Source organism: Acidovorax sp. Q11 (genome assembly GCF_054950075.1).
Map to the genome: position 1 here is coordinate 1 of NZ_JBUDZG010000002.1, position 22,059 is coordinate 22,059.

The window sequence follows — 22,059 nt, forward strand, 5'->3', positions numbered from 1 at the left end:
TGCAGGTCAATGGCTGCGTACAGTGTCATGTCGGTCTCCTTCGGGGGCTTGCCCGCTTGATCTGGAAACCAAACGGTAGGCCCGTGAACGGGGATCGACAACTCGGGCTAGATGATTCTTCAGGTCTTGCCTTTTGCCTAAATCACAGAATGCAGAATTCAAACTGAAGTGAAACCCGCCCCACGCATGCCTGCTTGTAGTTGTCTCAAACTACTAAATTGATAGCTGCCAGCGCATACCCATCCGGCGGAAACGCCCAATTGGGCTCCAAACCCAGCAAGGCCAACCGCCTGCTGGGCTTTGAGCGGCCCGTCGCTGCCAGCGGCAACTGCGCCGCAGGCCCCCCAGCACCAAGAACCTGAACAACCTGCTGGCCGATGACGGCGATGACGGAGACAAGGCCCCCCAGGGCGAACAGCCCGGCCTTATCCAGCGACTGCTCAACTTCTTCTTCAGCAAACTCTGGAGCCCCGCCACCAGCGATGCAGAGAAACTGGGCTGGACCTATGTGTACGCAGAAGACGGCAGCCTGCTGGGCGAATACGGCTCGGGCGGCAGCAACAGCACAGGCACCGCCCAATACATCTATTTATCCACCGCCAGCGGCCCCATGCCGATAGCGGCAGTGATCAAAGGCCAAACCTATGCAGTGCACAGCGACCACCTGAACACGCCCAGAAAACTCACCCAGCCCGACGGCCAGGTGGCCTGGCAATGGGCGTACAGTGCGTTCGGAGACGAACAGCCCACCATCGGGGCCAAGCGGTTCACCAGCGAGAGCACCACACCGACCACGGGCGCCACCAGCATCCCGGAAGTCACGTTCAACCTGCGGTATCCGGGGCAGTACTTCGACAAAGAGACCAAGCTGCACTACAACTACTTCCGGACGTATGCGCCGGGTACGGGGCGGTATACGCAGGGGGATCCTATTGGGCTGGATGGAGGGTGGAATCGGTTTGGGTATGTAGACGGGAATCCGCTTAGTCGTGTTGATCCAAAAGGCCTTGATTTTTGGGTGGAAGGGTCGGTAGAAGGCGAAGGAGGACACCCATTTCATCGTAGCGTGTGTGTAGGTAAATACTCCGGCGGGCGACTATGTATCAGCTTTGGAGTGGCAGAGGATGAATGCCTAATGAACTGCAAAGGTGAGGTGTACGAAGATAATTCTGCAGCTGGGTCGCTTGTAGCAAATTACTTCCAATCGTCTAGTGCGGCGCAGGACTCCGAGATCGAAGCATTTTTCCGATCATTGCTGGGACGTGAGGGTCGATATTTCTTACTCGGAAATAACTGTAGAGATTTCTCGGAGCGCATATATCAAGAGCTTCGAAAAAAATACAGATACGGATCTCCATTCGCAAGCGGACCTTTTTGGCGGTAGAGGAATGGCAATGCAAAAATCTTCGATGAATCTCGCACTTGTGGGAACCTTCATTGCTGCGGCGACGATGTATTTGGTGATGGCATTTATTGCGTTCACGAAGTCATCAGTAATCCGGGAGACGCAGGCTACCCCCACTTGGCGATGGATTGCTGAGGTCCTTGCGTTCCCAGCGGTGTATCTGTCGCAGTGGATTGAAGCTGCGGATGCGCTCGTGCCACTTATGCTGCTGAACAGCGTAATTTGGGCAGGCGTAGTTACGCTATTTGTGTTCCTGATTCTCCGGATGATTCGATAAGGGAACCTCTAAAAACCTCCGTCTCCCACCTGCCATGGCGCCAGTCAGCGCGACAAAGGTCCCACCGGGGTCAATGGTCCCACCGGGGTCACGCCACGCCACAAGTGCTGGCTTGCAGCTGTCAAAAACTCCTAAATTGATAGCTGCCAGCACATACCCATCAGGCGGTGACGCCCAATTTGGCTCTAAACCCAGCAAGGCCAGCCCGCCTGCTGGGCTTTGAGCAAACCACCAGCGCGGCAGGCAACAGCGCCAGCACCAGCGTCACCTACCAATACAACAGCGCAGGCGACCTGCTGGGCGACGGCCTTACCAGCTACCGCTACGACAGCGTAGGCCGCATGCAGAGCGCCAGAAATCAACGGGGGCAGGTTCAAGAGTTTTTGAGGCATTCAAGCACCAACAAAAAGGGCTCCCAATGGGAGCCCTGTTTGCTTGTCCAGTGCGGGTGTCTTCAAAACACCTCCCATGGCAGCAGCACCCGCACCGCGCGAAATGCCGCCACCATGGGAAGTCCCGCAACTGTGTCAATCGATCAGCCGATTACATGGCGCTGAATTCGCCGTGGGGGATCTGGCCGGTACGCACGGCTTCGGCAGCCTGGGCGCGCACGGCGGCGCGGTCGGCGTTGGACTTGTAGGTCACCACGCGCGAGCCTGCGGGTTCCATGCTGTGGGTCTTGGCTTCCACTACGGCTTCGGCTTGCACTTCAGCACGGGTGCGGTTCGTGTCGAACTTCAGGGCAAATTGCGAGCCATCGGCTTCGTCAGCGTGGGCGCCAAACGAGGCGAAAGCAGCAACAGCGGCGACAGAGAGGAAACGGGCGGTCTTGTTCATGATGAAAATCCTTGAAAGTTAAAAAAGCGTCTCAAAAAAGCCGGGTCAAAAACCATTCCTGAACCGGGTTCGGTGAGTCGCCTTGCGGGTTCGGCTCATCGATGGGTTGAACTGTACGCCGATGGTGTTCACGGAAAAACCACCCAGTCGCAAACTAACTGTTCCAGTATTGAAAACAATCGACGATCCGGCCGTGGAGGGCCGGGGAGTGGCCAAACCGCCTGTGGCAAACTCCCGCGCTTCGCCTTTTGTTCCTATCGTTAGACCGCGTCTGAGAGAGTTTTCCCCCATGCAGCAGATCGTTCGGCAGTTGGCCGCAGAAATCAAAGTCAGTGAATCCCAGGTGCGCGCAGCGGTGGAGTTGCTGGATGGAGGGGCCACGGTGCCCTTCATCGCGCGCTACCGCAAGGAGGTGACGGGCGGGCTGGACGACATCCAGCTGCGCGAGCTGGAGGCGCGTCTGTCGTACCTGCGCGAGCTGGAAGACCGCCGCGTGGCCGTGCTCAAGGCCATTGACGAGCAAGGCAAGCTGACCGACGCACTGCGTGCCGCCATCGCTGCCGCGCCCACCAAGCAGGAGCTGGAAGACATCTACCTGCCTTTCAAGCAAAAGCGCCGCACCAAGGGCCAGATTGCGCGCGAGTTCGGCATCGAGTCGCTGGCCGACAAGCTGTTTGCCGACCCTACGCTGGACCCTGCGGTGGAAGCCGCAGCGTTCACGAAACCGCCTGAAGTGCTGGATGACGGCAAGCCGGGCGCCGATTTCTCGACCGTGCCCGCCGTGCTGGACGGTGTGCGCGACATCCTGAGCGAGCGCTGGGCCGAAGACCCGACCCTGGTGCAGAACCTGCGCGAGTGGCTCTGGGCCGAGGGATTGCTGCGCAGCAAGAAGGTGGAGAGCAAGAACGAGAATGACCCCGAGGTTTCCAAGTTCCGCGATTACTTTGACTACGACGAGCCCATTGGCCGTGTGCCTTCGCACCGCGCGCTGGCGGTGTTTCGGGGCCGAGGGCTGGAGATTCTCGAAGCCAAGCTGGTATTGCCGGTGGAGCCCGAGCCGGGCAAGCCCAGCCTGGCCGAAGGCAAGATCGCCCTGCACCTGGGCTGGAGCCATGCAGGCCGCAAGGCCGACGACCTGATCCGCAAGTGCGTGGCCTGGACCTGGCGTGTGAAGCTGAGCCTCTCCACCGAGCGCGACCTGTTCGCCCGCCTTCGCGACGAGGCCGAGAAGGTCGCGATCAAAGTGTTTGCCGACAACCTGCGCGACCTGCTGCTGGCTGCGCCTGCGGGCCCGCGCGTGGTGATGGGCCTGGACCCCGGCATCCGCACCGGCGTGAAGGTGGCGGTGGTGGACGCCACGGGCAAGCTGGTGGAGACGGCCACGGTGTACCCGCACGAGCCCAAGCGCGACTGGGATGGCTCGCTGTTCACGCTGGCCAAGCTGGTGGAAAAGCACGGTGTGAACCTGATTGCGATTGGCAACGGCACGGCCAGCCGCGAGACGGACAAGCTGGCGGCGGATTTGATCAAGATGGCCGCCAAGGCCGAGCGCGCCATCGAGAAGGTGGTGGTGAGCGAGGCGGGTGCCTCGGTCTATTCCGCCAGCGAATACGCGTCGCAAGAGATGCCCGACGTGGACGTGAGCCTGCGCGGTGCGGCGTCCATTGCACGCCGCCTGCAGGACCCGCTGGCCGAACTGGTGAAGATCGACCCCAAGAGCATTGGCGTGGGCCAGTACCAGCACGACGTGAACCAGAGCGAGCTGGCGCGCACGCTGGGCACGGTGGTGGAGGACTGCGTGAACTCGGTGGGCGTGGACCTGAACACGGCCAGCGTGCCGCTGCTTTCCCGCGTGTCGGGCCTGTCGGGCAGCGTGGCCAAGGCGGTGGTGCGTTGGCGCGAGGCCAATGGCGCGTTCAAGAGCCGCAAGCAGTTGATGGACGTGGCGGGCCTGGGCGCCAAGACGTTTGAGCAGAGCGCGGGCTTCTTGCGCATTCGCGGTGGTGAGAACCCGCTGGACATGACGGGCGTGCACCCCGAAACCTACCCCGTGGTCGAGCAGATCATGGAAAAGACGGGCAAGCCGGTGGTGGAGATCATGGGCCGGGCCGACATGCTCAAGACCCTGAAGCCCGAGCTGTTTGCCAACGAGAAGTTTGGTGTGATTACCGTCAAGGACATCCTGGCCGAGCTGGAAAAGCCTGGCCGCGACCCGCGCCCCGACTTCAAGGTGGCGCGCTTCAACGACGGCGTGGAAGACATCAAGGACCTGAAGGAAGGCATGGTGCTGGAGGGCACGGTGAGCAACGTGGCCCAGTTTGGCGCCTTCATCGACCTGGGCGTGCACCAGGACGGCCTGGTGCATGTGAGCCAGCTGGCGCACAAGTTCGTGAATGACGCGCGCGAAGTGGTCAAGACGGGTGACATCGTCAAGGTCAAGGTCATGGAGGTGGATGTGGAGCGCAAGCGCATCGGTCTGTCGATGAAGCTGGACGCCGCACCGCGCCAGCAGGGCGACCGCGACCGGGGCCCGCGCGACAACCGTTTCGAAGGCGCTGGCCGCGGCTACGCGCAGCCGCCGCGCCGCGCCAACGAGGCGGCCCAGCCGTCGGCCATGGCCTCGGCGTTTGCGAAGTTGCAACAGGCCAAGGGCCGGTAACTGCGGGCTGGCGGATGGGGCCTGCCGGGGGCCATAATCGCCAGCACCCCCATCACAACCGGTGCCCTGTCCCATGGAGTTGAACGCACTGCTGGCCCAACCTGTGGCATTGCCCAGCCTGCCGCGCGCCGTGGCGCTGCTGATGAGCGAACTGGCCCAGAGCGAACCCAGCCTGCGGCGCTTGAACCAGCTGTTTGGTACCGACCCGGCCCTGGCCGCGCGCCTGCTGGAGCTGGCCAACTCCCCCACCTTCCAGTTGCCGCGCCAGATCGCGGGCATCCCCGAAGCGCTGGCGCTGCTGGGCATTGCCCAGTTGCGCACGCTGGTGTCGTCGGCCCCGCTGGGCACCACCTCGCGGTCGGTGCCGGGGGTGAACATGCAGCAGTTCTGGCGCTATAGCCTCAACACCGCCAAACTGGCCCGCTCGCTGGCCGGTATCGTCCACCAGAACCAGATAGCTGCCTATACGGCGGGCCTGCTGCATGCGCTGGGCGAGCTGGTGATCCACCTTGCCGACCCGGAGAAAGCCCAGTCGGTCAACACGCTGGTGGCGCCGTTCGACATGCGCCGCGACAAGATCGAGCAGCGCATCTTTGGCTACAGCTACGGCCATGTCACCGCCGGCTGCGCGCGTCGCTGGCAACTGCCCGAGGTGGTGATCGACGCCCTGCAGTACCAGAGTGCACCGTTCGACAACAAGGCCTACGAGCCCCTCGCGGGCGTGATCCACCTGGCCGCCTGGCGCGCCCGCGCCCGCGAGGCCGAGCTGACCGAGAAAGAGCTCGCCGTGTCCTTCCCTGGCGAAGTGGGCCTGACCTTGGGCCTGGACATCGACATGGTGTTGCAGCAGGACCCCATCGACTGGACGGCCCGGCCGGAAGTAGCGGATTTTGTGGTGTAGGCCCCCGGGCCTGCGCTGCTTGGCTACAGCCCGCAACGTGCTGCTTTGCGACAATCGCCGCCATGAAAGCACTGCGCATCCACGCCGGCCCCCGCGCCCGGCAACACCTTGAACGCAACGGCCTGCAGCCAGGCGATGTGGGCGTGATCCCTGCGGCGGCTGGGGGCCCCAAGGGGCTGATCCTGGGGCCGCTGGACCGGTTCATTTTTGGAGAGTGGCTGCCGCAATCGGACCAGCCCGTGCATCTGGTGGGCGCATCGATTGGCGCGTGGCGCATGGCCACGGCCTGTTTGCAGCAATCGGTGGCGGCGTTTGAGCGGCTGGAGCATGACTACATCCACCAGGACTATGAACTACCCCCTGGCAAGAAGCGCCCCACGGCAGCCCATGTGAGCGAGCGGTTTGGGCGCAACCTGGATGCGTTCTATGGCGGGCGGGTGGAGGAGGTGCTGAGCCACCCGCGCTATCGCCTGCACATCATCACATCGCGGGGGCGGCACCTGCTGGGGCGCGAGCATGGCGTGGCAACGCCGCTGGGCTATCTGGGCGCCTTCCTGACCAATACCGTCCATCGCAAGGCCATGGGGGCCTGGCTGGAGCGGGTGGTGTTCTCGTCGCCCGATACCTCGGTGCCGGGGGCGGTCTGTGCGGCCCTGCCGTTTGGCACGTCGGACTACCGCACGCGGCAGGTGCGGCTCAGTGTGGCCAATTTCATGGCCGCACTGCAGGCGAGCTGCTCCATCCCTTTTGTGCTGCAAGCCGTGCACAACATTCCGGGGGCGCCGCCCGGGGCGTACTGGGATGGCGGAATCACCGACTACCACCTGCATCTGGCCTATGACCGGGTGGGCTCGGATTCTTCTAATTTGATAGCTAAAAAGGCAATAGGGACGGGCGCAGACGGCCTAAAAACCTTGAAAAAAGAGGGCGTGCAGGCCATTCCAGCAGGTGCGCGCCCGGGTTCTGCGGGCATCGTGCTGTATCCGCACTTTCAGCACCGGGTGGTGCCGGGCTGGCTGGACAAGGGCCTGAAGTGGCGCCACCGGGCCACCCCCGCGCTGGACAACATGGTGGTGCTGTCGCCCGACCCCGACTGGGTGCGCGCGTTGCCCAACGCCAAGCTGCCCGACCGCAAGGACTTCACCCACTACGGCACGGACAGCCGCGCCCGTGCCCAGGCCTGGCTGGGCGCCACCAGCGCCAGCCAGCAGCTGGCGGATGAATGGGCCGAGTGGTTGCAGCGGCCCGACATGGGGGCTGTGCATCCGCTGTAGGCGGGGTGAACGTGGTCTGAACGGGGGGGGGGCGGTCTGAACGCTCCGCCGCCTTGGCCTGTTCTCACGCATCCACTGCGTTGCGAGGGAAGTTGCCTGTTCGTCGCCCTGGCCCTTATGCCGATCAAGCCGACGCAGGACGCCGCGCGGCCGCGTCCTGCACCGCCCGGGCGGCGTGGCGGGCCGCATGGTCGCGTGCCCAGCCCAGCACCTCGTGGGCGGGCATGGGCCGCGCGATGCCGTAGCCCTGTGCCCGCTCGCAGCCCAGCTCCAGCAGCCGGGCCGCATGCTCGGCGGTCTCCACGCCTTCGGCCACCACATGGCGGTGGAAGGCGGCGGCCAGGGCCACGATGGCCTGGACCAGGGTGAGGTCGTCGCCATCCTCCAGAATGCCACGCACGAACGACTGGTCGATCTTGATCGTCTCGGCGGGCAGACGTTTCAGGTAAGACAGCGACGAGTAGCCGGTGCCGAAGTCGTCCAGCGCAAACCGCACGCCCAGGGCCTGGCAGCTTTGCATCATGTTGCGCATGTACTGCATGTCTTCGAGCGCTGCGGATTCGAGGATCTCCAGCTCCAGCCGGGTGGGGGACACCTCGGGGCAGGTGTGCAGGATGTCCTTGAGGCGCGGCACGAAGTTGGGCCGGTGGAAGTGGGCTGCGGCGATGTTGACGCTGACCTCCCACAGCATGCCCGCGTCGGTCCACTGCCGCATCTGGGCCAGGGCCTGGCGCAGCACCCATTCGCCCAGCTCGACCTGCAGGTCGGTGTCTTCCACCAGGGGCTGCAGGTGTTGCGGGCCCAGCAGTCCTTCCGTGGGGTGCTGCCAGCGCAGCAGGGCCTCCAGCCCGATGATCTCGCCGGTGCGCAGTTTGACCTTGGGCTGGTAGTGCAGCACCAGCTCGCCCGCGTGCAGGGCCTGGGCCACGCGGGTCTGGCGGGTGTGCTGGGTCTGCACGGCGTGGTCTTGCTGCACGTCGAACACATGCAGCTGGTTGCGGCCAAAGCTCTTGGCCTGGCACATGGCCTGGTCGGCGTGGCGCAGCAGGGTGTCGGGGTTGGCGTTGTCGTGTGGGAACACGGCCACACCAATGCTCACGGTGGTGTTCACCTCGCGGTTGTCGATGGCATAGGGCGCGGCCAGTTGCTGCATCAGCACGGCCAGGCGGGCTTCGATGGCCGGGATGTCGGGCTGCTCGCCCAGCAGCAGCACAAATTCGTCGCCGCCCATGCGGGCCACGGCGTCGCTGGGGGTGATGAAGGCCCCCAGGCGCCGGGCGGTTTCCTTGAGCAGGCGGTCGCCCACGCGGTTGCCGAACGCATCGTTCACGGCCTGGAAATGGTCCAGGTCCAGCATGCACACGGCCAGCAGCAGGCGTTTGTTGCGGGCCACGAACAGGGCGTGGGTGAGGCGCTCGGCCAGGGCGGTGCGGTTGTAGAGCCCGGTCAGCGGGTCGTGCCGGGCATGCCAGGAGATCTGGTGGCGCAGGTTGCGGGTTTCGGTCACATCGCGGAACACCAGCACGCACCCCACGGCCTGGCCGTTGTGCTGGCGGATGGGCGAGGCGGTGCATTCGATGGCGTAGCGTTCGCCCGAGCGGTGGATCAGCACCTCGTGCGTGGCTTGCTGCAGCGCGCCGGGCTGGCTGTCGCGCTCGGCGGCCGTGCTGGCGTTGCGGCTGGCGGACTCTTCATACAGGCGGAACACATCGTCCAGCTGCCGGCCCACGGCCTGCTGGGCCGTGAAGCCGGTCATGAGCTGCGCGGCCTCGTTGATGGTGTCGATGCGCCCTGCCAGGTCGGTGGTGATGACGCCGTCGCCAATGGAGGCGAGCGTGACTTCGGCGCGTTCCTTTTCGGCATGCAGGGCTTCTTGCGCGCGCTTGCGTTCGGTCACGTCCACCAGGGTGCCGATGGTGCCGGCCAAGGCGCCGCTGGTGCTGGTGAAGGGCGCTTCGTAGTACGCCATATACAGCGGCGGCTGGTGGGCTGCGTGGAGGGGGTGGATGGCGACCACGTTGTCCTGCGCGTTGGCGACCTGGGCAGAGTGTTCGGGAGCCAGGGCCTCGGGCAGGGTGGATGCGTGGTGTGCGCCAGTCGGGTCCACCGGGGCCTGGAAGAGCCGCTGCCAGGCGCGGTTGGTGTCCACATAGGCGCCGTCGGCATCGCGCACGAACACGGGCAGGGGCAGGGCGTCGATCAGCTGCCGCGTGAAATGCAGCTGCTCGCTTTGCTGGCGCTGGGTTTCGTGCAGCGACAGCACCAGCGACTGGACCTTGCCCGCCATGTCGTTGAATGCCTCGGCCATGGCCCGGGATTCGAGGGTGCCGGTCACTTCCATGCGGGTGCCCAGGTGGCCCTGGCGGAAGGCGTCTGTGGCCTGCGCCAGCCGCCGCAGCATGCGTGCATTGGCGCGCAGCAGCAGGGTGAGCAGAAACAGGATGGTGAAGATGTTGAGCGCCGAGATGCGGGCCTGAACGATCACCGTGTCCCAGACGCGGTCCACCAGCGGCTGGGTGTGCAGCGCGATGGTCAGGCGGCCCGGGGTGCCGTCGACCAGGCGCTGGGCGGACTGTTGCAGGGGCGGGGGGATGTTCAGCCAGCGGGCAAACCAGGCAGGGGCCGCCGGGGCGGTGTGTGCGGGGGCATGCACCTCGGTGGCAGGCGACGCGAGCTGCTGCGCCGACTCTGAGGGCTCCCACCGGAGCGCCTGCACGCCGGGGCCCAGGTGGGTGATGCCATCGCGCAGGATGCCTGCAATCGCGTCGGTATCCGGGGTGGGTGTGGTCGCCAGGCGCGGCAAGAGGTAGTCACTGGCGCGGCGCAGCTCGGCCGCAGCATGGCGGTGGACCTCGCCGGTCTCGGCCTGCAGCAGGTAGTGGTAGCGCACGCCACTGACCAGCAGGATGAGCAGCACGATAGGGACGTAGAGCCGGGGGTAGGTGCCCCGCAGAACCCAGGTGCTGAGATTTGCAGTGCGCGTCATCGGCGGTGGCCCTCTCCCACATCCCAGGTAATGAATCGTTAATTAATGGTGCACCGGAGGGAGTCTAGCCGCTGGTGCTGCGCGGGCTGCCTTTTGATCGAAGCCCGGTGGGGGAGTGTGGCGAGTTTGTGACATTTTGTAATTTTCAACCCCGTGCCACCTGTGGCGGGGCCCGCGCGTGGGTCTGAAGACCCGTGGCGGGCTGAGGGGGATGTGGTCAGAGCGACTGCGCCAGCATGTCCCGGTACTCCCCGGGCGTTGCAATGCGCGGGTTGGTCTTGTGGCAATGGTCGGCCATGGCACCCTGGATGATGTAGTCGAACATCGCCTCGGTCACCCCCATGGCGGCCAGGCCCGTGGGCAGGCCCAAGCGTGCGTTCATGTCGCGGATGGCTTCGGGGATGTCACCTGCGCTGGCGAGGCTCATGGCATGGGCCATGCGTTCCAGGCGTTTTTCCTTTTGCACCGATTCGGCCTGTGCATTGAAGCGCACCACGGCGGGCAAAAAAATGGCATTGAGCGTGCCGTGGTGCAGGCGCGGGTTCACGCCACCCAGGCTGTGGCTGAGTGAATGCACGGCGCCCAGGCCCTTCTGGAACGCCATGGCGCCCTGCATGCTGGCGCTCATCATGTGCAGGCGCGCGTCGCGGTCGCTGCCGTTTTTGGTGGCCTGCTCGATGTTCGCCCAGCCACGCGTGAGGCCGTCAAGTGCAATGCCGTCGGCGGGGGGGTTGAACGCGGCGGACATGAAGGTCTCCATGCAGTGCGCAATCGCGTCCATGCCCGTCGCAGCTGTGAGCATGGGGGGCAGGCCGAGGGTGAGTTCGGGGTCGCAGATGGCCGTCTTGGGCACCAGGTTCCACGAGTGAAAGCCCAGCTTGCGGTGGTCATCTACGATGATGATCGCGCCCCGCGCCACCTCGCTGCCCGTGCCGCTGGTGGTGGGCACGGCGATCAGGGGCGCTGCGCGGTCGGTGATGCGCGGCGAGCCGCCTTCGATGGTGGCGTAGTGGGTCAGTGGTCCTTCGTGTGTCGCGGCAATTGCGATGCCTTTGGCGCAGTCGATGGCGGAGCCGCCACCCACGGCAATCAGGCCGTCGCAGCCCTGGGCCTTGTACATCTCGACGGCAGCGCGCACAGCGGCTTCGGTGGGGTTGGACGGGGTCTGGTCAAACACCGCCACCGTCATGCCGGGCAGCGCATCGAGCGCCTTTTGCAGCACACCGGCGGCCTTCACGCCGGGGTCCGTCACGATCAGAGGGCGGGTGATGCCCACGCGCTCGCATTCCTGCTTCAGCAGTTGGACAGCGCCGAATTCAAACTGGATCTGGGTGACGTAGTAGATGAAAGCCATGGTGCAACAGGATGTGTGAATGGGAGTGCCAGCGATTACGATAGCCCGCCAGCCCTGGATACGGGTTCTGAGCCCACTTTATAAGGAGGAGACACGCGTGAAAACGAAGCAAACCCTGATGGCAGCCCTGGTGGCCGTCGCATCTGTGACAACGGCCCAGGCACAGTGCCTGACCGATGCGCAGTCCGCCGAGCTGGTGGCCAGCTATATGGCCAAGGCCCCGGCCGCCAACCCTGAGAACCTGACGGACGCCGATGGCGCCTGCACGCGGGGCAAGGTCAACCAGTTGCTGGCCCAGCGCATGGGCAAGGTGATCGGCTACAAGGCGGGCCTGACCAACCCCGCCGTGCAAAAGCGCTTCAACACCGACAAGCCCGTGTGGGGCAAGCTCTACGAGGGCATGGTGCTGGCCAGCGGTGCCACGGTGGACCCCGCCTTTGGTGCCCGCCCGCTGTATGAAGCCGACATGCTGGTGCGCGTGAAAAGCGCGGCCATCAACCAGGCCAAGACCCCCATGGACGTGTTGGACGCCGTGGACCAGGTCATTCCGTTCATTGAGCTGCCCGACCTGATGGTGCAGGCCCCACCCAAGCTCAACGGCGCGGGCGTGACAGCCATCAACGTGGGCGCGCGCCTGGGCGTGGCCGGTGCGCCGATTGCCGTGCCTGTGTACCGGGGCGAACGTTTTGCCATGCTCAAGGCCTTGGCCGACATGAACGTGTCGTTGACCGATAGCACGGGTGCGCGCCTGGGTGGCGGCAAGGGCAGCGACATCCTGGAGCATCCGCTCAATGCCGTGGTTTGGCTGGCGGGCGCGTTGGCGCAAGAAGGCCTGGCCATGCAGCCGGGCGATCTGATCAGCCTGGGCTCATTCTCGCCCCTGCTGCCACCCAAGGCCGGTTTGTCGGTGACGGCCACCTACGATGGCCTGCCCGGCGCCGCACCGGTGCGCGTGACCTTCAAGTAAGCCACCGATGAGCGGCCCGCCGCCGTGCGGGCCGCTTTCTTTTTTTGCCGAGACCCCAACCGTTGACCGACCTGCACATCCACCACACCCGCCTGACCCCCCAGATGCGCAGCGTGCTCGAACGCATGGCCCGCGCGGGGCACCCGCCGCTGCACACGCGCACGCCCCAGGATGCCCGCGTGGCCTACCAGGCGGGCGCGGATGTGCTGGAGGTGCCTAAGGCCGCGCTGGCGCGGGTGGAGGACCTGCAGATCCCCACCCGCGATGGCGCCATGCTGCCCGGACGGCTGTATGCGCCCAGCACCGACGCGGGCCTGCCCATGCTGCTGTACACGCATGGCGGCGGCTTCACCATCGGCAGCGTTGCCACGCACGACATCCTGTGCCGCGAACTGGCACGCCTTGCAGGTTGCATGGTCGTGTCGCTGGACTACCGGCTGGCGCCGGAGCACCGCTTTCCCACGGCCAGCAACGATGCGTGGGATGCGCTGCAGTGGCTGGCTGCCAACGCTGAGCGCCTGGGGGCCGACCCCCAGCGGCTGGCCGTGGGCGGCGATAGTGCAGGCGGTACGCTGGCCGCCGTCAACGCCATCCTGGCGCGGGATGCGGGCCTGCCGCTGGCGCTGCAACTGCTGATCTACCCCGGCTGTGCAGCGCACCAGGACACGCCTTCGCACACTACCTTCGCGCGCGGCTTGGTGCTGGAAGAGCCTGCCATCAGCTGGTTCTTCGGCAACTACGTGCAAAGCCGCGCCGAGCGCGAAGACTGGCGCTTTGCCCCGCTGCATGCCCCGGATGTCGATGGTGTGGCCCCCGCCTGGATCGGTCTGGCAGAGTGTGACCCGCTGGTGGACGAAGGCATAGCCTACGCCGACAAGCTGCGCCTGGCAGGCGTGCCGGTGGACCTGGACATCTACCGGGGCGTGACCCACGAATTCATCAAGATGGGCCGCGCCATCCCTGAGGCGCGCAAGGCCCATGCCGACGCGGCCCGCGCGCTGCGGCTGGCTTTTCACCTGGAGTAAATCAATCCATGCAACGCAGTGACTTCCGCTTTTTTCACCGCCTGCGCGTGCGCTGGGCCGAGGTGGACATGCAAAAGATCGTGTTCAACGCGCACTACCTTATGTACATCGACACGGCGATGTCCGACTACTGGCGCGCGCTGGCATTGCCGTATGAGGCGAGCCTGCTGGCCCTGGGCGGCGAGTTGTATGTGAAAAAGGCCACCGTGGAGTACCACGCCTCGGCGCGGCTCGATGACACGCTGGACGTGGGCATGCAGTCCACGCGCATCGGCAACTCGTCGTGCCTGTTCACGGCAGGCATCTTCAGTGGCGACCGGTTGTTGATCTCGGCCGAGCTGGTCTATGTGTTTGCCGACCCGGCCACGCAGACCTCCCGCCCCGTGCCACCTGCGCTGCGCGCGATCTTTGAAGGCTTTGAGGCAGGCGCCGAGATGGCCGAAGTGCGCACCGGCGACTGGAACACCCTGGGCCGCGATGCAGGCCGCGTGCGCACGGCGGTGTTTGTGCGCGAGCAGGGCATTCCCGCCGAGATCGAGGCCGACCTGCAGGACATCTCGGCCCTCCATGCGGTGCTTTACAACCGGCTGGGCATGCCCATCGCCGCAGGCCGCCTGCTGCAGCCTTCACCGTGCGTGGGCCGCATCGGCCGCATGGCGGTGGACCGCTCGGTGCGCGGCGCGCAATGGGGGCGGCAGTTGCTGGATGCGCTGGTGGACGCTGCGCAGGCCCGGGGTGACACCGAGGTGCAGCTGCATGCCCAGAGCAGCGCCGAGGGCTTCTACCGCCGCGCAGGATTCGCCGTGGTGGGCGAGCGCTACGAAGAGGCGGGCATCGCGCACATCGCAATGGCCCGGCAGCTATAACTGATTTGCTATTAAAAAGTGAGCTATCTGCGCATGATGGACGCGCGCAAAAGCCCATTTTTGTTCAAATATCTTCGAGCAAAGGGTAGGGCAGGGGCTGCAGCGTCAGCGCCACGCCGCCTGCTGCGCCCACCTGCAGGCTGCCTTCTTGCGTTGCACTGATCTGCAGCGACACGATGGTTTCGAAGCCACCACCCGGCGCGGCAGCCACCTGCACCACCGTGCCGCAGGGTTGCTCCAGGTCCGCTGTGTTGAACACCTCGGAACCCACGGCCACCTCGGCCGCCGCGTGGGCGATGTAGGCCCGGCGCTTGAGCGTGCCCCGGAACTGGCTGCGCGCCACCACCTCCTGGCCGGGGTAGCAGCCCTTCTTGAAGTTCACGCCGCCCACGGATTCGTAGTTGAGCATCTGGGGCACAAAGGCCTCAACCACGGGCGTGGTCAGCGTGGCCACGCCGCTTTTTACTTCGCTCCAGCGCCACAGGGCCTCGTCCAGCACGGGGCCTGCAGGGGCAGGGTCTGACGCCGGGGCCACCCACAGTGCGCGGGGCTGCCCGTCGGCCGGATACAGGTGGACCACCGATGCGCTGCCTGTGTCGGCCTTGGTCCAGGCGGGCTGGCTGCCGCCGGGCACGGCATCTCCGGCCAGGCCGTACAGGGCAAAGTCGTTGGAGGCGTCGGTGAGCTTTGCCTTGGCGCGCAGCACAAACATCGACAGGCGCTTGAGCGTGGGCGGCAGCAGGTCGCGGCTGCAGACCAGCAGCACCTCGGTGGCGCTGCGCTTGAAGCCGATGAAGCTGGCCTGCATCCGGCCCTTGGCCGATAGGAAGGCTGCGAGGCGGGCCTGGTCCATGCCGAGCAGGGCGAAATCCTGGGTGAGCTGGCCGTGCAGAAACTTGGCGGCGTCTTCGCCTTCCACGCGAATCACGCCGAGGTGGGACAGGGGGGCAATGCCATTCAAGGGGTAGGTCATCGCTGAATTATGATGCCCTGTTTCATACATACAGACGGCAGGGTTGTGCGACGTTTACTGGCTTTGATCGTGTTGGTGGGGATCGCACTGGGCGGTGCCGCTTATTGGTGGCTGCACCAGCCGCTGGACCTCGGCCCCGAGCCGCTGGAGCTGGCCATCGAACCCGGCACCACGCCACGCGGTGTGGCGCGCGACGTGGTGGCGGCCGGGGTCAAGACGGACGCCCGCCTGCTCTACGCCTGGTTCCGCTTCTCGGGGCAGGACCGCGCCATCAAGGCGGGCAACTACGAAATACCGCCCGGCACCACCCCCATCAGCCTGCTGCAAAAGCTGGCCCGGGGCGAAGAGGCCCTGCGCGCGCTCACCCTGGTCGAAGGCTGGAACTGGCGCCAGGTGCGCCAGGCGCTGGCCAAGGAGGAGCAGCTCAAGCGCGAGTCCGCCACTTTGACCGACGAAGCGCTGATGGCCCAGCTGGGCCGCCCCGGCGTGGCGCCCGAAGGGCGGTTCTTCCCCGACACCTACACCTATGCCAAAGGCTCCAGCGACATCGCCTTGCTGCGCCGTGCCCTGCATGCCATGGACCGCCGCCTCGAAGCCGCCTGGGCGCAGCGTGCGGCCGACACGCCCCTCAAGTCGGCAGACGAAGCGCTGGCCTTGGCCAGCATCGTCGAGAAGGAAACCGGCAAGGCCAGCGACAGGGGCCAGATTGCAGGCGTGTTTGTCAATCGCCTGCGTGTGGGCATGCTGCTGCAGACCGACCCCACGGTGATCTACGGACTGGGCGAAAAATTTGACGGCAACCTGCGCAAGCGCGACCTGCAGACCGACACCCCCTGGAACACCTACACCCGCCCCGGCCTGCCGCCCACGCCCATTGCCATGCCCGGCAAGGCCGCGCTGCTGGCCGCCGTGCAGCCTGAGGCCACGCGCGCGTTGTATTTTGTGGCCAAGGGCGATGGCAGCAGCCACTTCAGTGCCTCGCTGGAAGAGCACAACCGCGCCGTCAACCGCTATCAGCGCGGGCAGCAGTAATCAAGCAAGGCCACCATGTCACGACCCGGACTGTTCATCACTTTTGAAGGCATCGACGGCGCAGGCAAGTCCTCGCACATCGAGGGCCTGGCGGCCGCGTTCCGCACCCAGGGCCGCACGGTTACCGTGAGCCGCGAGCCCGGCGGCACGCCGCTGGCAGAAAAGCTGCGCGAGATGGTCCTGAACGACTCCATGGATGCGCTCACCGAGTCGCTGCTGATCTTTGCCGCCCGCCGCGACCACCTGCGCAACGTGATCGAGCCTGCCCTGGTGCGGGGCGATGTGGTGCTGTGTGACCGGTTCACCGACGCCACCTTTGCCTACCAGGGCGCGGGGCGGGGCTTTGATCTGGAGGTGCTATCAATTTTGGAGCAACTGGCCCAGACGGGACTGGCGCAGGACCCCCTTTTGATGCGTGAACCCGATCTGACGGTATGGTTTGACCTGGCCCCCGAGGTGGCGGCCGAGCGGCTGGCTGGCGCGCGCGTGCCCGACCGCTTTGAAGCCCAGCCGGTCGAGTTTTTCCGCCGCGTCGCCCAGGGCTATGCCGACCGCGCTGCCGCCGCACCGCAGCGGTTTGCCCGCCTGGATGCCGCGCAGGAGCGCCACCGCGTGTGGCAGCAGCTCACCAGCGTGTTTGTGCGCAAGGGCTGGCTGGCCATCATGGTGGCCACGCAGGGAGGGCCTCAATGAGCGAGTCGGTCGTGCCATTGGCACCCTGGATCGCCGCGCAGCGCATCAGCCTGCTGGCCCAGCGCGGCCACGCGTGGCTGTTGCAAGGGCCGTCGGGCCTGGGGCAGTACGCCCTGGGGCTGGAGTTGGTCCGCGCATGGCTGTGCAACGCGCCGACAGAGCGGGGCGCCTGCGGCCAGTGCGGCAGCTGCCACGCCATTGACGTGCGCACCCATGCCGACCTGTGCGTGCTGATGCCCGAGGTGCAGATGATGGCGCTGGGCTGGCCCTTGTCGGAGAAGGCGCAGGCAGACATCGACGACAAAAAGCGCAAGCCCAGCCGCGAGATCCGCGTGGAAGCCATGCGCGATGCGGTGGAGTTTTCGCAGCGCACCTCGGCGCGTGGCAAAGGCAAGGCCGTGCTGGTCTACCCGGCCGAGCAGATGAACCATGTCACGGCCAACGCGTTGCTCAAGACGCTGGAAGAACCGCCGGGCGACGTGCGTTTTGTGCTGGCCAGCGAGGCTGCGCACCAGCTGCTGCCCACCATCCGCAGCCGCTGCCTGGGCCACACCATGGTCTGGCCTGTGGAGGCCGACAGCCTGGCCTGGTTGCAGGCCCAGGGCTTGGCCCGGGATGCGGCAGCGTCGTTTCTGCGTGCGGCAGGCGGGCGGCCTGAGGATGCCCTGGCGCTGGCCCAGTCGGGCCGCAGCCCACAAGCCTGGTCCGCCTTGCCCCAGGCGGTGGCGCGGGGTGACTTGACGGCGCTGGGCGACTGGGCCCCGGCCCAGGTGATCGACGCGCTGCAGAAGCTCTGCCACGACCTGCTGGCTGCCAGCGTAGGCGCCGCGCCACGCTACTTTGCGCCAGCCGATCTGCCCAAGACGCCGCCGCTGGGCGCGCTCATGCGCTGGTCGCGCGCACTGTCCAAGGCTGCGCGCACGGCAGACCACCCGTTCAACGGCGGGCTCATGCTGGAGGCGCTTGTCGCCCAGGCGCGAAACACCCTACACTCCAAACACTAAGCCGCACCCCCCACCCATGAGCAGTCCATCCACCGCGCCCCGTCCCAGTGTCATGCAGCTGGCCATCAAGGAAAAGGCCGCTCTCTATGCCGCCTACATTCCTTTTTTTGCCGAAGGGGGCATCTTTGTGCCCACCCAGCGCGACTACAAGTTGGGCGACGACGTGTATGTGCTGCTGACCTTGCCCGACGATACCCAGCGCTACCCCGTGGCAGGCCGCGTGGCCTGGGTGACACCGGCCCGTGCGGCAGGCAACCGCACGCAGGGCGTGGGCATCCAATTCCCCAAGGACGAAAAATCCCGCCAGCTCAAGGCCAAGATCGAGGAATTGCTGGGAACTGCGCTGGGCTCTGACCGTCCTACCCAGACCATCTGATCGGCGCCGCCGCTGCCTCTGTGCCGACCCGCGCTGGCTGGTCGGCATTTTTGTTTTTCATCACATGTTCACTGATTCGCACTGTCATCTCAACTTCCCGGAACTGGTCAGCCAGCTGCCCGCCATCCGCCAGGCCATGGCCGAAGCGCAGGTCACCCGGGCCCTGTGCATTTGCACCACCATGGAAGAGTTCGAGGGCGTGCACGCCCTGGCCCTGGCCCATGACAACTTCTGGAGCACGGTGGGCGTGCACCCCGACAACGAGGGCGTGACGGAGCCCAGCGTGCAGGATCTGCTGGACCGCGCGGCGCTGCCCCGCGTGGTGGCGATTGGCGAGACCGGCCTGGACTACTACGGCATGGAAGATCGCAAGGGCGGGCGCAGCATTGCCGACCTGGAGTGGCAGCGCGACCGCTTTCGCACCCACATCCGCGCGGCGCGCGCCTGTGGCAAGCCGCTCATCATCCACACGCGCAGCGCGTCCGACGACACGCTGGCCATCCTGCAGGAAGAGGGCGAGGATGGTGCGGGCAACCAGGCGGGCGGCGTGTTCCACTGCTTTACCGAATCGATGCAGGTGGCGCGGGCCGCACTGGATCGGGGCTACTACATCTCGTTCTCGGGCATTGTCACCTTCAAGAGCGCGCAGGAGCTGCGCGACGTGGTGGCCTTTGTGCCGCTGGACCGAATGCTCATCGAGACCGACAGCCCTTACCTGGCCCCGGTGCCCTACCGTGGCAAGACCAACAACCCTTCGTATGTTCCCCACGTGGCCCGGCAGGTGGCCGAGACCAAGGGCCTCACGCTGGAGGTGGTGGCCGAGGCCACCAGCCGCAATTTCGACCGCTTGTTCCCGGGGGTGATGGCATGAGCCTGCAACGACGTTCTGCCCTGGCCGCTGTGGCGCTGGGCCTGGTGTCTGCCCGGGCCTGGGCGGGTGCTTATGAAGATTTTTTTGTGGCCATCCTGCGAGACGATGGCGATGCGATTACTGCATTGTTGCGCCGAGGTTTTGACCCCAACACGCGCGATCCCAAGGGGCAGGTGGGGCTCACGTTGGCCTTGCAGAATGGTGCCAACAAGGCTTTTGCAGCGTTGCTGGCCTCGCGCCGGGTGAATGTGGAAGCGCGCAATGCCCAGGACGAAAGCCCGCTCATGATCGCCGCGATCAAGGGCAATGTGGATGCGGTGAAGGCGCTGATCGCCCGCGAGGCCGATGTGAACAAGACCGGTTGGGCGCCGCTGCACTACGCCGCATCGGCGGGTTCGCCGCAGCATGCCGTCATCATCTCGCTGCTGCTGGAGAACCATGCCTACATCGATGCCACTTCGCCCAACGGCACCACGCCGCTCATGATGGCCGCGCACTATGGATCGATTGAAGCGGTGCAGCTTCTGCTGGAAGAGGGCGCAGACCCAACACTCAAGAACCAGCTGGGGTTGACCGCCGCCGATTTCGCCTTGCGTGTGAGCCGCACGGAATCTGCCGAGAAAATTGCTGCCGCCATTCGGCGGCGCCAGCCCAACCGGGGCAAGTGGTAAGAGCGTAGTCCCTGCCGTTGCCGGGGGGCTATTCCGGCGCGGCTGTGTTGCCAGTCGCTGGACGTGCCTGCAGGCGCGCGTACAACCCGCCTTGTGCCATCAATGCGCTGTGGGTGCCTTGCTCGGCAATGCGGCCCCGTTCCATGACGACCACGCGGTCGGCGTGTTCGATGGTGGACAGGCGGTGGGCAATCACCAGCGTGGTGCGACCTTGCATCAGGCGTTGCAGGGCATCCTGCACCAGTCTCTCGGATTCGGTGTCGAGCGCTGAGGTTGCTTCGTCCAGGATCAGGATGGGCGCATCCTTGTACAGGGCCCGTGCAATGGCCAGCCGTTGGCGCTGCCCACCCGACAACTGCGTGGCGTTGTGGCCGACGATGGTGTGGATGCCCTGCGGCAGTCCGGCGACATGCCCCGCCAGGTTCGCGGCTTCCAGGCAGTCGCGCACCCGTTGTTCGTCCACCGCAGCTCCCAATGCCACATTGGCGGCAATGCTGTCGTTGAACATGACCACGTCCTGGCTCACCATTGCAAACTGCGAGCGCAGCGACCCCAAGTCCCAGTCCTGGACGGGATGACCATCGACAAGGATGTTGCCTTCAACCGGTGCAATAAAACGCGGCAGAAGGTTGACGAGTGTGGTCTTGCCAGCACCGGACGGGCCTACAAGCGCCACGATCTCGCCGGGTGCCACTTTCAGGTTGACCTGGTCCAGGGCAGGCGCATGGTCCGGCCCGAAGGAGACCGTGACCCGCTCCAGCGCCAGCTCGCCACGGACCCGGTCGGTGCGGTACTGGCCGCCACTTTCAGCGCCCGTTTCGCCCAACAGGGCCAGGCCGCGCTCCAGCGCCGCCACGCCGCGCGTGATGGGGCTGGCAACATCGGCCAGGCGCCGGATGGGGGCGATGAGCATCAACATCGCGGTGATGAAGGCGGCAAACCCTCCCACCGTGACGCCCTTGGCATCCACCGCCCCACGGCTCTGCCAGAGTGCGATGCATATCACCACCGACAGTGCGGCAGCCGCCAGCAGCTGGGTCAGCGGTGTCATGGCTGCGGATGCAATCGTGGATTTGATGGCTAGCCGTCGCAGGCTGTGGCTGAGGCCCTCGAAGCGCCGGGCCTGGCCCTCCTGGGCACCGTGCAGCCGGACCATGCGGTGTGCCAGCACGTTTTCCTCCACCACATAGGCCAGTTCGTCCGTGGCCTGCTGGCTGCTTTTGGTGAGGTGGTACAGCCGCTTGGATAGCGTCTTCATGATCCAGGCCACGCCAGGCACTACCACGGCCACGATCAGCGTCAACTGCCAGTTCAGGTAGAGCAGGTAGAACAAGAGTGCGACCAGCGTGAATCCGTCGCGCGAAATCCCCATCAGCGCCTGCACGAGCAGTGTTGACCCGGTCTGGACTTCATAGACCACGGTGTTGGACAGCGCACTGGCCGACTGGCGGCTGAACAGGCCCATTTCTGCGGCCAGCACCCGTTCAAACAATGAGGTGCGCAAGTTGAGCATGCCTTCGTTGGCGATGCGCGCGAGGGCGTACTGGCCCACAAACTGGGCGAGCCCGCGCACGAAGAAGATTCCAAGAATGGCCAGAGGGACCATCCACAGTTCCAGGCTCCCTTGGGTGAAGCCTTGGTCCAGCAGGGGCTGCAGCAGGGCCGGGATCAGGGGTTCGGTCACGGCCCCCACGAGGGTGGCGGCAATCGCCAGGCCCCAGGCCAGCCGCTGGCCGCCGAAGTAGATGGACAGCCGCTTCAGGCGCGTGGTCAGGCTGGGCGGCGGCGAGGAGGGGGCGTTGGCAGGCGCGGAGCCCGTGTCGGTGGCGTGCATGTGGCCCGGATTCTAAGGTTGTGCTCATGGGGGGCAGTCTGCACCGAAGGCGCA

19 protein-coding genes are annotated in these 22,059 nt (G+C 65.6%); 14 read left to right on the plus strand and 5 right to left on the minus strand.

What is annotated here, in order from left to right; all coding sequences use genetic code 11:
• Window positions 1-508 precede the first annotated feature (508 nt).
• Together ACYZGB_RS02425 and ACYZGB_RS02430 are read left to right on the plus strand one after the other, a co-directional pair.
• Window positions 509-1,384 carry an RHS repeat domain-containing protein gene (locus tag ACYZGB_RS02425; protein ID WP_462386619.1) on the plus strand — a complete coding sequence of 292 codons (876 nt, stop codon included), beginning with the start codon at window positions 509-511 and terminating at the stop codon, window positions 1,382-1,384.
• Between the two features lie 10 nt (window positions 1,385-1,394).
• On the plus strand, window positions 1,395-1,682 hold the full coding sequence (locus ACYZGB_RS02430) for a hypothetical protein (protein ID WP_462386620.1): 288 nt from the start codon (window positions 1,395-1,397) through the stop codon (window positions 1,680-1,682).
• Window positions 1,683-2,225: 543 nt separating this feature from the next.
• Here the strand turns inward: ACYZGB_RS02430 and ACYZGB_RS02435 are convergent.
• Complete coding sequence (locus tag ACYZGB_RS02435; protein ID WP_137747165.1) at window positions 2,226-2,519, minus strand: DUF4148 domain-containing protein; 294 nt, start codon at window positions 2,517-2,519, stop codon at window positions 2,226-2,228.
• 289 nt (window positions 2,520-2,808) lie between these two features.
• On the opposite strand from ACYZGB_RS02435, the gene ACYZGB_RS02440 reads away from it, so the two are divergent.
• The 3 genes from ACYZGB_RS02440 to ACYZGB_RS02450 all read left to right on the plus strand — a co-directional run bounded on the left by ACYZGB_RS02440 (window position 2,809) and on the right by ACYZGB_RS02450 (window position 7,353).
• Complete coding sequence (locus ACYZGB_RS02440) at window positions 2,809-5,178, plus strand: Tex family protein (protein WP_462386621.1); 2,370 nt, start codon at window positions 2,809-2,811, stop codon at window positions 5,176-5,178.
• Between the two features lie 73 nt (window positions 5,179-5,251).
• Window positions 5,252-6,079, plus strand: coding sequence for an HDOD domain-containing protein (locus ACYZGB_RS02445; protein WP_462386622.1), 828 nt, complete (start codon window positions 5,252-5,254; stop codon window positions 6,077-6,079).
• A 62-nt stretch (window positions 6,080-6,141) separates the two neighbouring features.
• Window positions 6,142-7,353 (plus strand): patatin-like phospholipase family protein, encoded by a 1,212-nt coding sequence (locus ACYZGB_RS02450; protein WP_462386623.1) that lies wholly within the window; start codon window positions 6,142-6,144, stop codon window positions 7,351-7,353.
• A 124-nt stretch (window positions 7,354-7,477) separates the two neighbouring features.
• On the opposite strand, the gene ACYZGB_RS02455 is transcribed toward ACYZGB_RS02450, so the two are convergent.
• Entirely contained in the window at window positions 7,478-10,339 is a 2,862-nt protein-coding gene (locus tag ACYZGB_RS02455; protein ID WP_462386624.1) for a bifunctional diguanylate cyclase/phosphodiesterase, read from the minus strand.
• Window positions 10,340-10,556: 217 nt separating this feature from the next.
• The gene (locus ACYZGB_RS02460; protein ID WP_462386625.1) at window positions 10,557-11,693 is read right to left on the minus strand and encodes an iron-containing alcohol dehydrogenase; all 1,137 of its coding nucleotides are present in this window, start codon (window positions 11,691-11,693) and stop codon (window positions 10,557-10,559) included.
• Between the two features lie 97 nt (window positions 11,694-11,790).
• Here ACYZGB_RS02460 and ACYZGB_RS02465 point away from each other — a divergent pair, with 97 nt between their 5' ends.
• From ACYZGB_RS02465 to ACYZGB_RS02475, 3 genes are all read left to right on the plus strand, one after another.
• The gene (locus ACYZGB_RS02465) at window positions 11,791-12,660 is read left to right on the plus strand and encodes a 2-keto-4-pentenoate hydratase (protein WP_462386626.1); all 870 of its coding nucleotides are present in this window, start codon (window positions 11,791-11,793) and stop codon (window positions 12,658-12,660) included.
• Window positions 12,661-12,722: 62 nt separating this feature from the next.
• Window positions 12,723-13,685, plus strand: coding sequence for an alpha/beta hydrolase (locus ACYZGB_RS02470; RefSeq protein ID WP_462386627.1), 963 nt, complete (start codon window positions 12,723-12,725; stop codon window positions 13,683-13,685).
• Between the two features lie 8 nt (window positions 13,686-13,693).
• Window positions 13,694-14,551: a YbgC/FadM family acyl-CoA thioesterase gene (locus tag ACYZGB_RS02475; protein ID WP_462386628.1), complete on the plus strand. Its 858-nt coding sequence runs from the start codon at window positions 13,694-13,696 to the stop codon at window positions 14,549-14,551.
• A gap of 64 nt (window positions 14,552-14,615) precedes the next feature.
• Here the strand turns inward: ACYZGB_RS02475 and ygfZ are convergent, their stop codons facing one another.
• Window positions 14,616-15,524 carry a CAF17-like 4Fe-4S cluster assembly/insertion protein YgfZ gene (ygfZ, locus tag ACYZGB_RS02480; RefSeq protein WP_462386629.1) on the minus strand — a complete coding sequence of 303 codons (909 nt, stop codon included), beginning with the start codon at window positions 15,522-15,524 and terminating at the stop codon, window positions 14,616-14,618.
• A 45-nt stretch (window positions 15,525-15,569) separates the two neighbouring features.
• On the opposite strand from ygfZ, the gene mltG reads away from it, so the two are divergent.
• The 6 genes from mltG to ACYZGB_RS02510 all read left to right on the plus strand — a co-directional run bounded on the left by mltG (window position 15,570) and on the right by ACYZGB_RS02510 (window position 20,171).
• A complete protein-coding gene (mltG, locus tag ACYZGB_RS02485; protein WP_462386630.1) occupies window positions 15,570-16,556 on the plus strand; it encodes an endolytic transglycosylase MltG in 987 nt (328 codons plus the stop codon).
• Window positions 16,557-16,571: 15 nt separating this feature from the next.
• Window positions 16,572-17,249 (plus strand): dTMP kinase, encoded by a 678-nt coding sequence (tmk, locus tag ACYZGB_RS02490; protein ID WP_462386631.1) that lies wholly within the window; start codon window positions 16,572-16,574, stop codon window positions 17,247-17,249.
• The gene (locus ACYZGB_RS02495) at window positions 17,246-18,253 is read left to right on the plus strand and encodes a DNA polymerase III subunit delta' (RefSeq protein WP_462386632.1); all 1,008 of its coding nucleotides are present in this window, start codon (window positions 17,246-17,248) and stop codon (window positions 18,251-18,253) included. Before tmk ends, ACYZGB_RS02495 begins: the two co-directional genes overlap by 4 nt.
• A 16-nt stretch (window positions 18,254-18,269) precedes the next feature.
• Complete coding sequence (locus ACYZGB_RS02500; protein WP_015013859.1) at window positions 18,270-18,629, plus strand: PilZ domain-containing protein; 360 nt, start codon at window positions 18,270-18,272, stop codon at window positions 18,627-18,629.
• Between the two features lie 64 nt (window positions 18,630-18,693).
• Window positions 18,694-19,500 carry a TatD family hydrolase gene (locus tag ACYZGB_RS02505; protein ID WP_462386633.1) on the plus strand — a complete coding sequence of 269 codons (807 nt, stop codon included), beginning with the start codon at window positions 18,694-18,696 and terminating at the stop codon, window positions 19,498-19,500.
• Window positions 19,497-20,171, plus strand: a complete 675-nt coding sequence (locus ACYZGB_RS02510) for an ankyrin repeat domain-containing protein (protein ID WP_462386634.1) — start codon at window positions 19,497-19,499, stop codon at window positions 20,169-20,171. The genes ACYZGB_RS02505 and ACYZGB_RS02510 overlap by 4 nt, the downstream gene beginning before the upstream one ends.
• 28 nt (window positions 20,172-20,199) lie before the next feature.
• On the opposite strand, the gene msbA is transcribed toward ACYZGB_RS02510, so the two are convergent.
• Complete coding sequence (msbA, locus tag ACYZGB_RS02515; RefSeq protein ID WP_462386635.1) at window positions 20,200-22,005, minus strand: lipid A export permease/ATP-binding protein MsbA; 1,806 nt, start codon at window positions 22,003-22,005, stop codon at window positions 20,200-20,202.
• Between the last annotated feature and the right edge of the window lie 54 nt (window positions 22,006-22,059).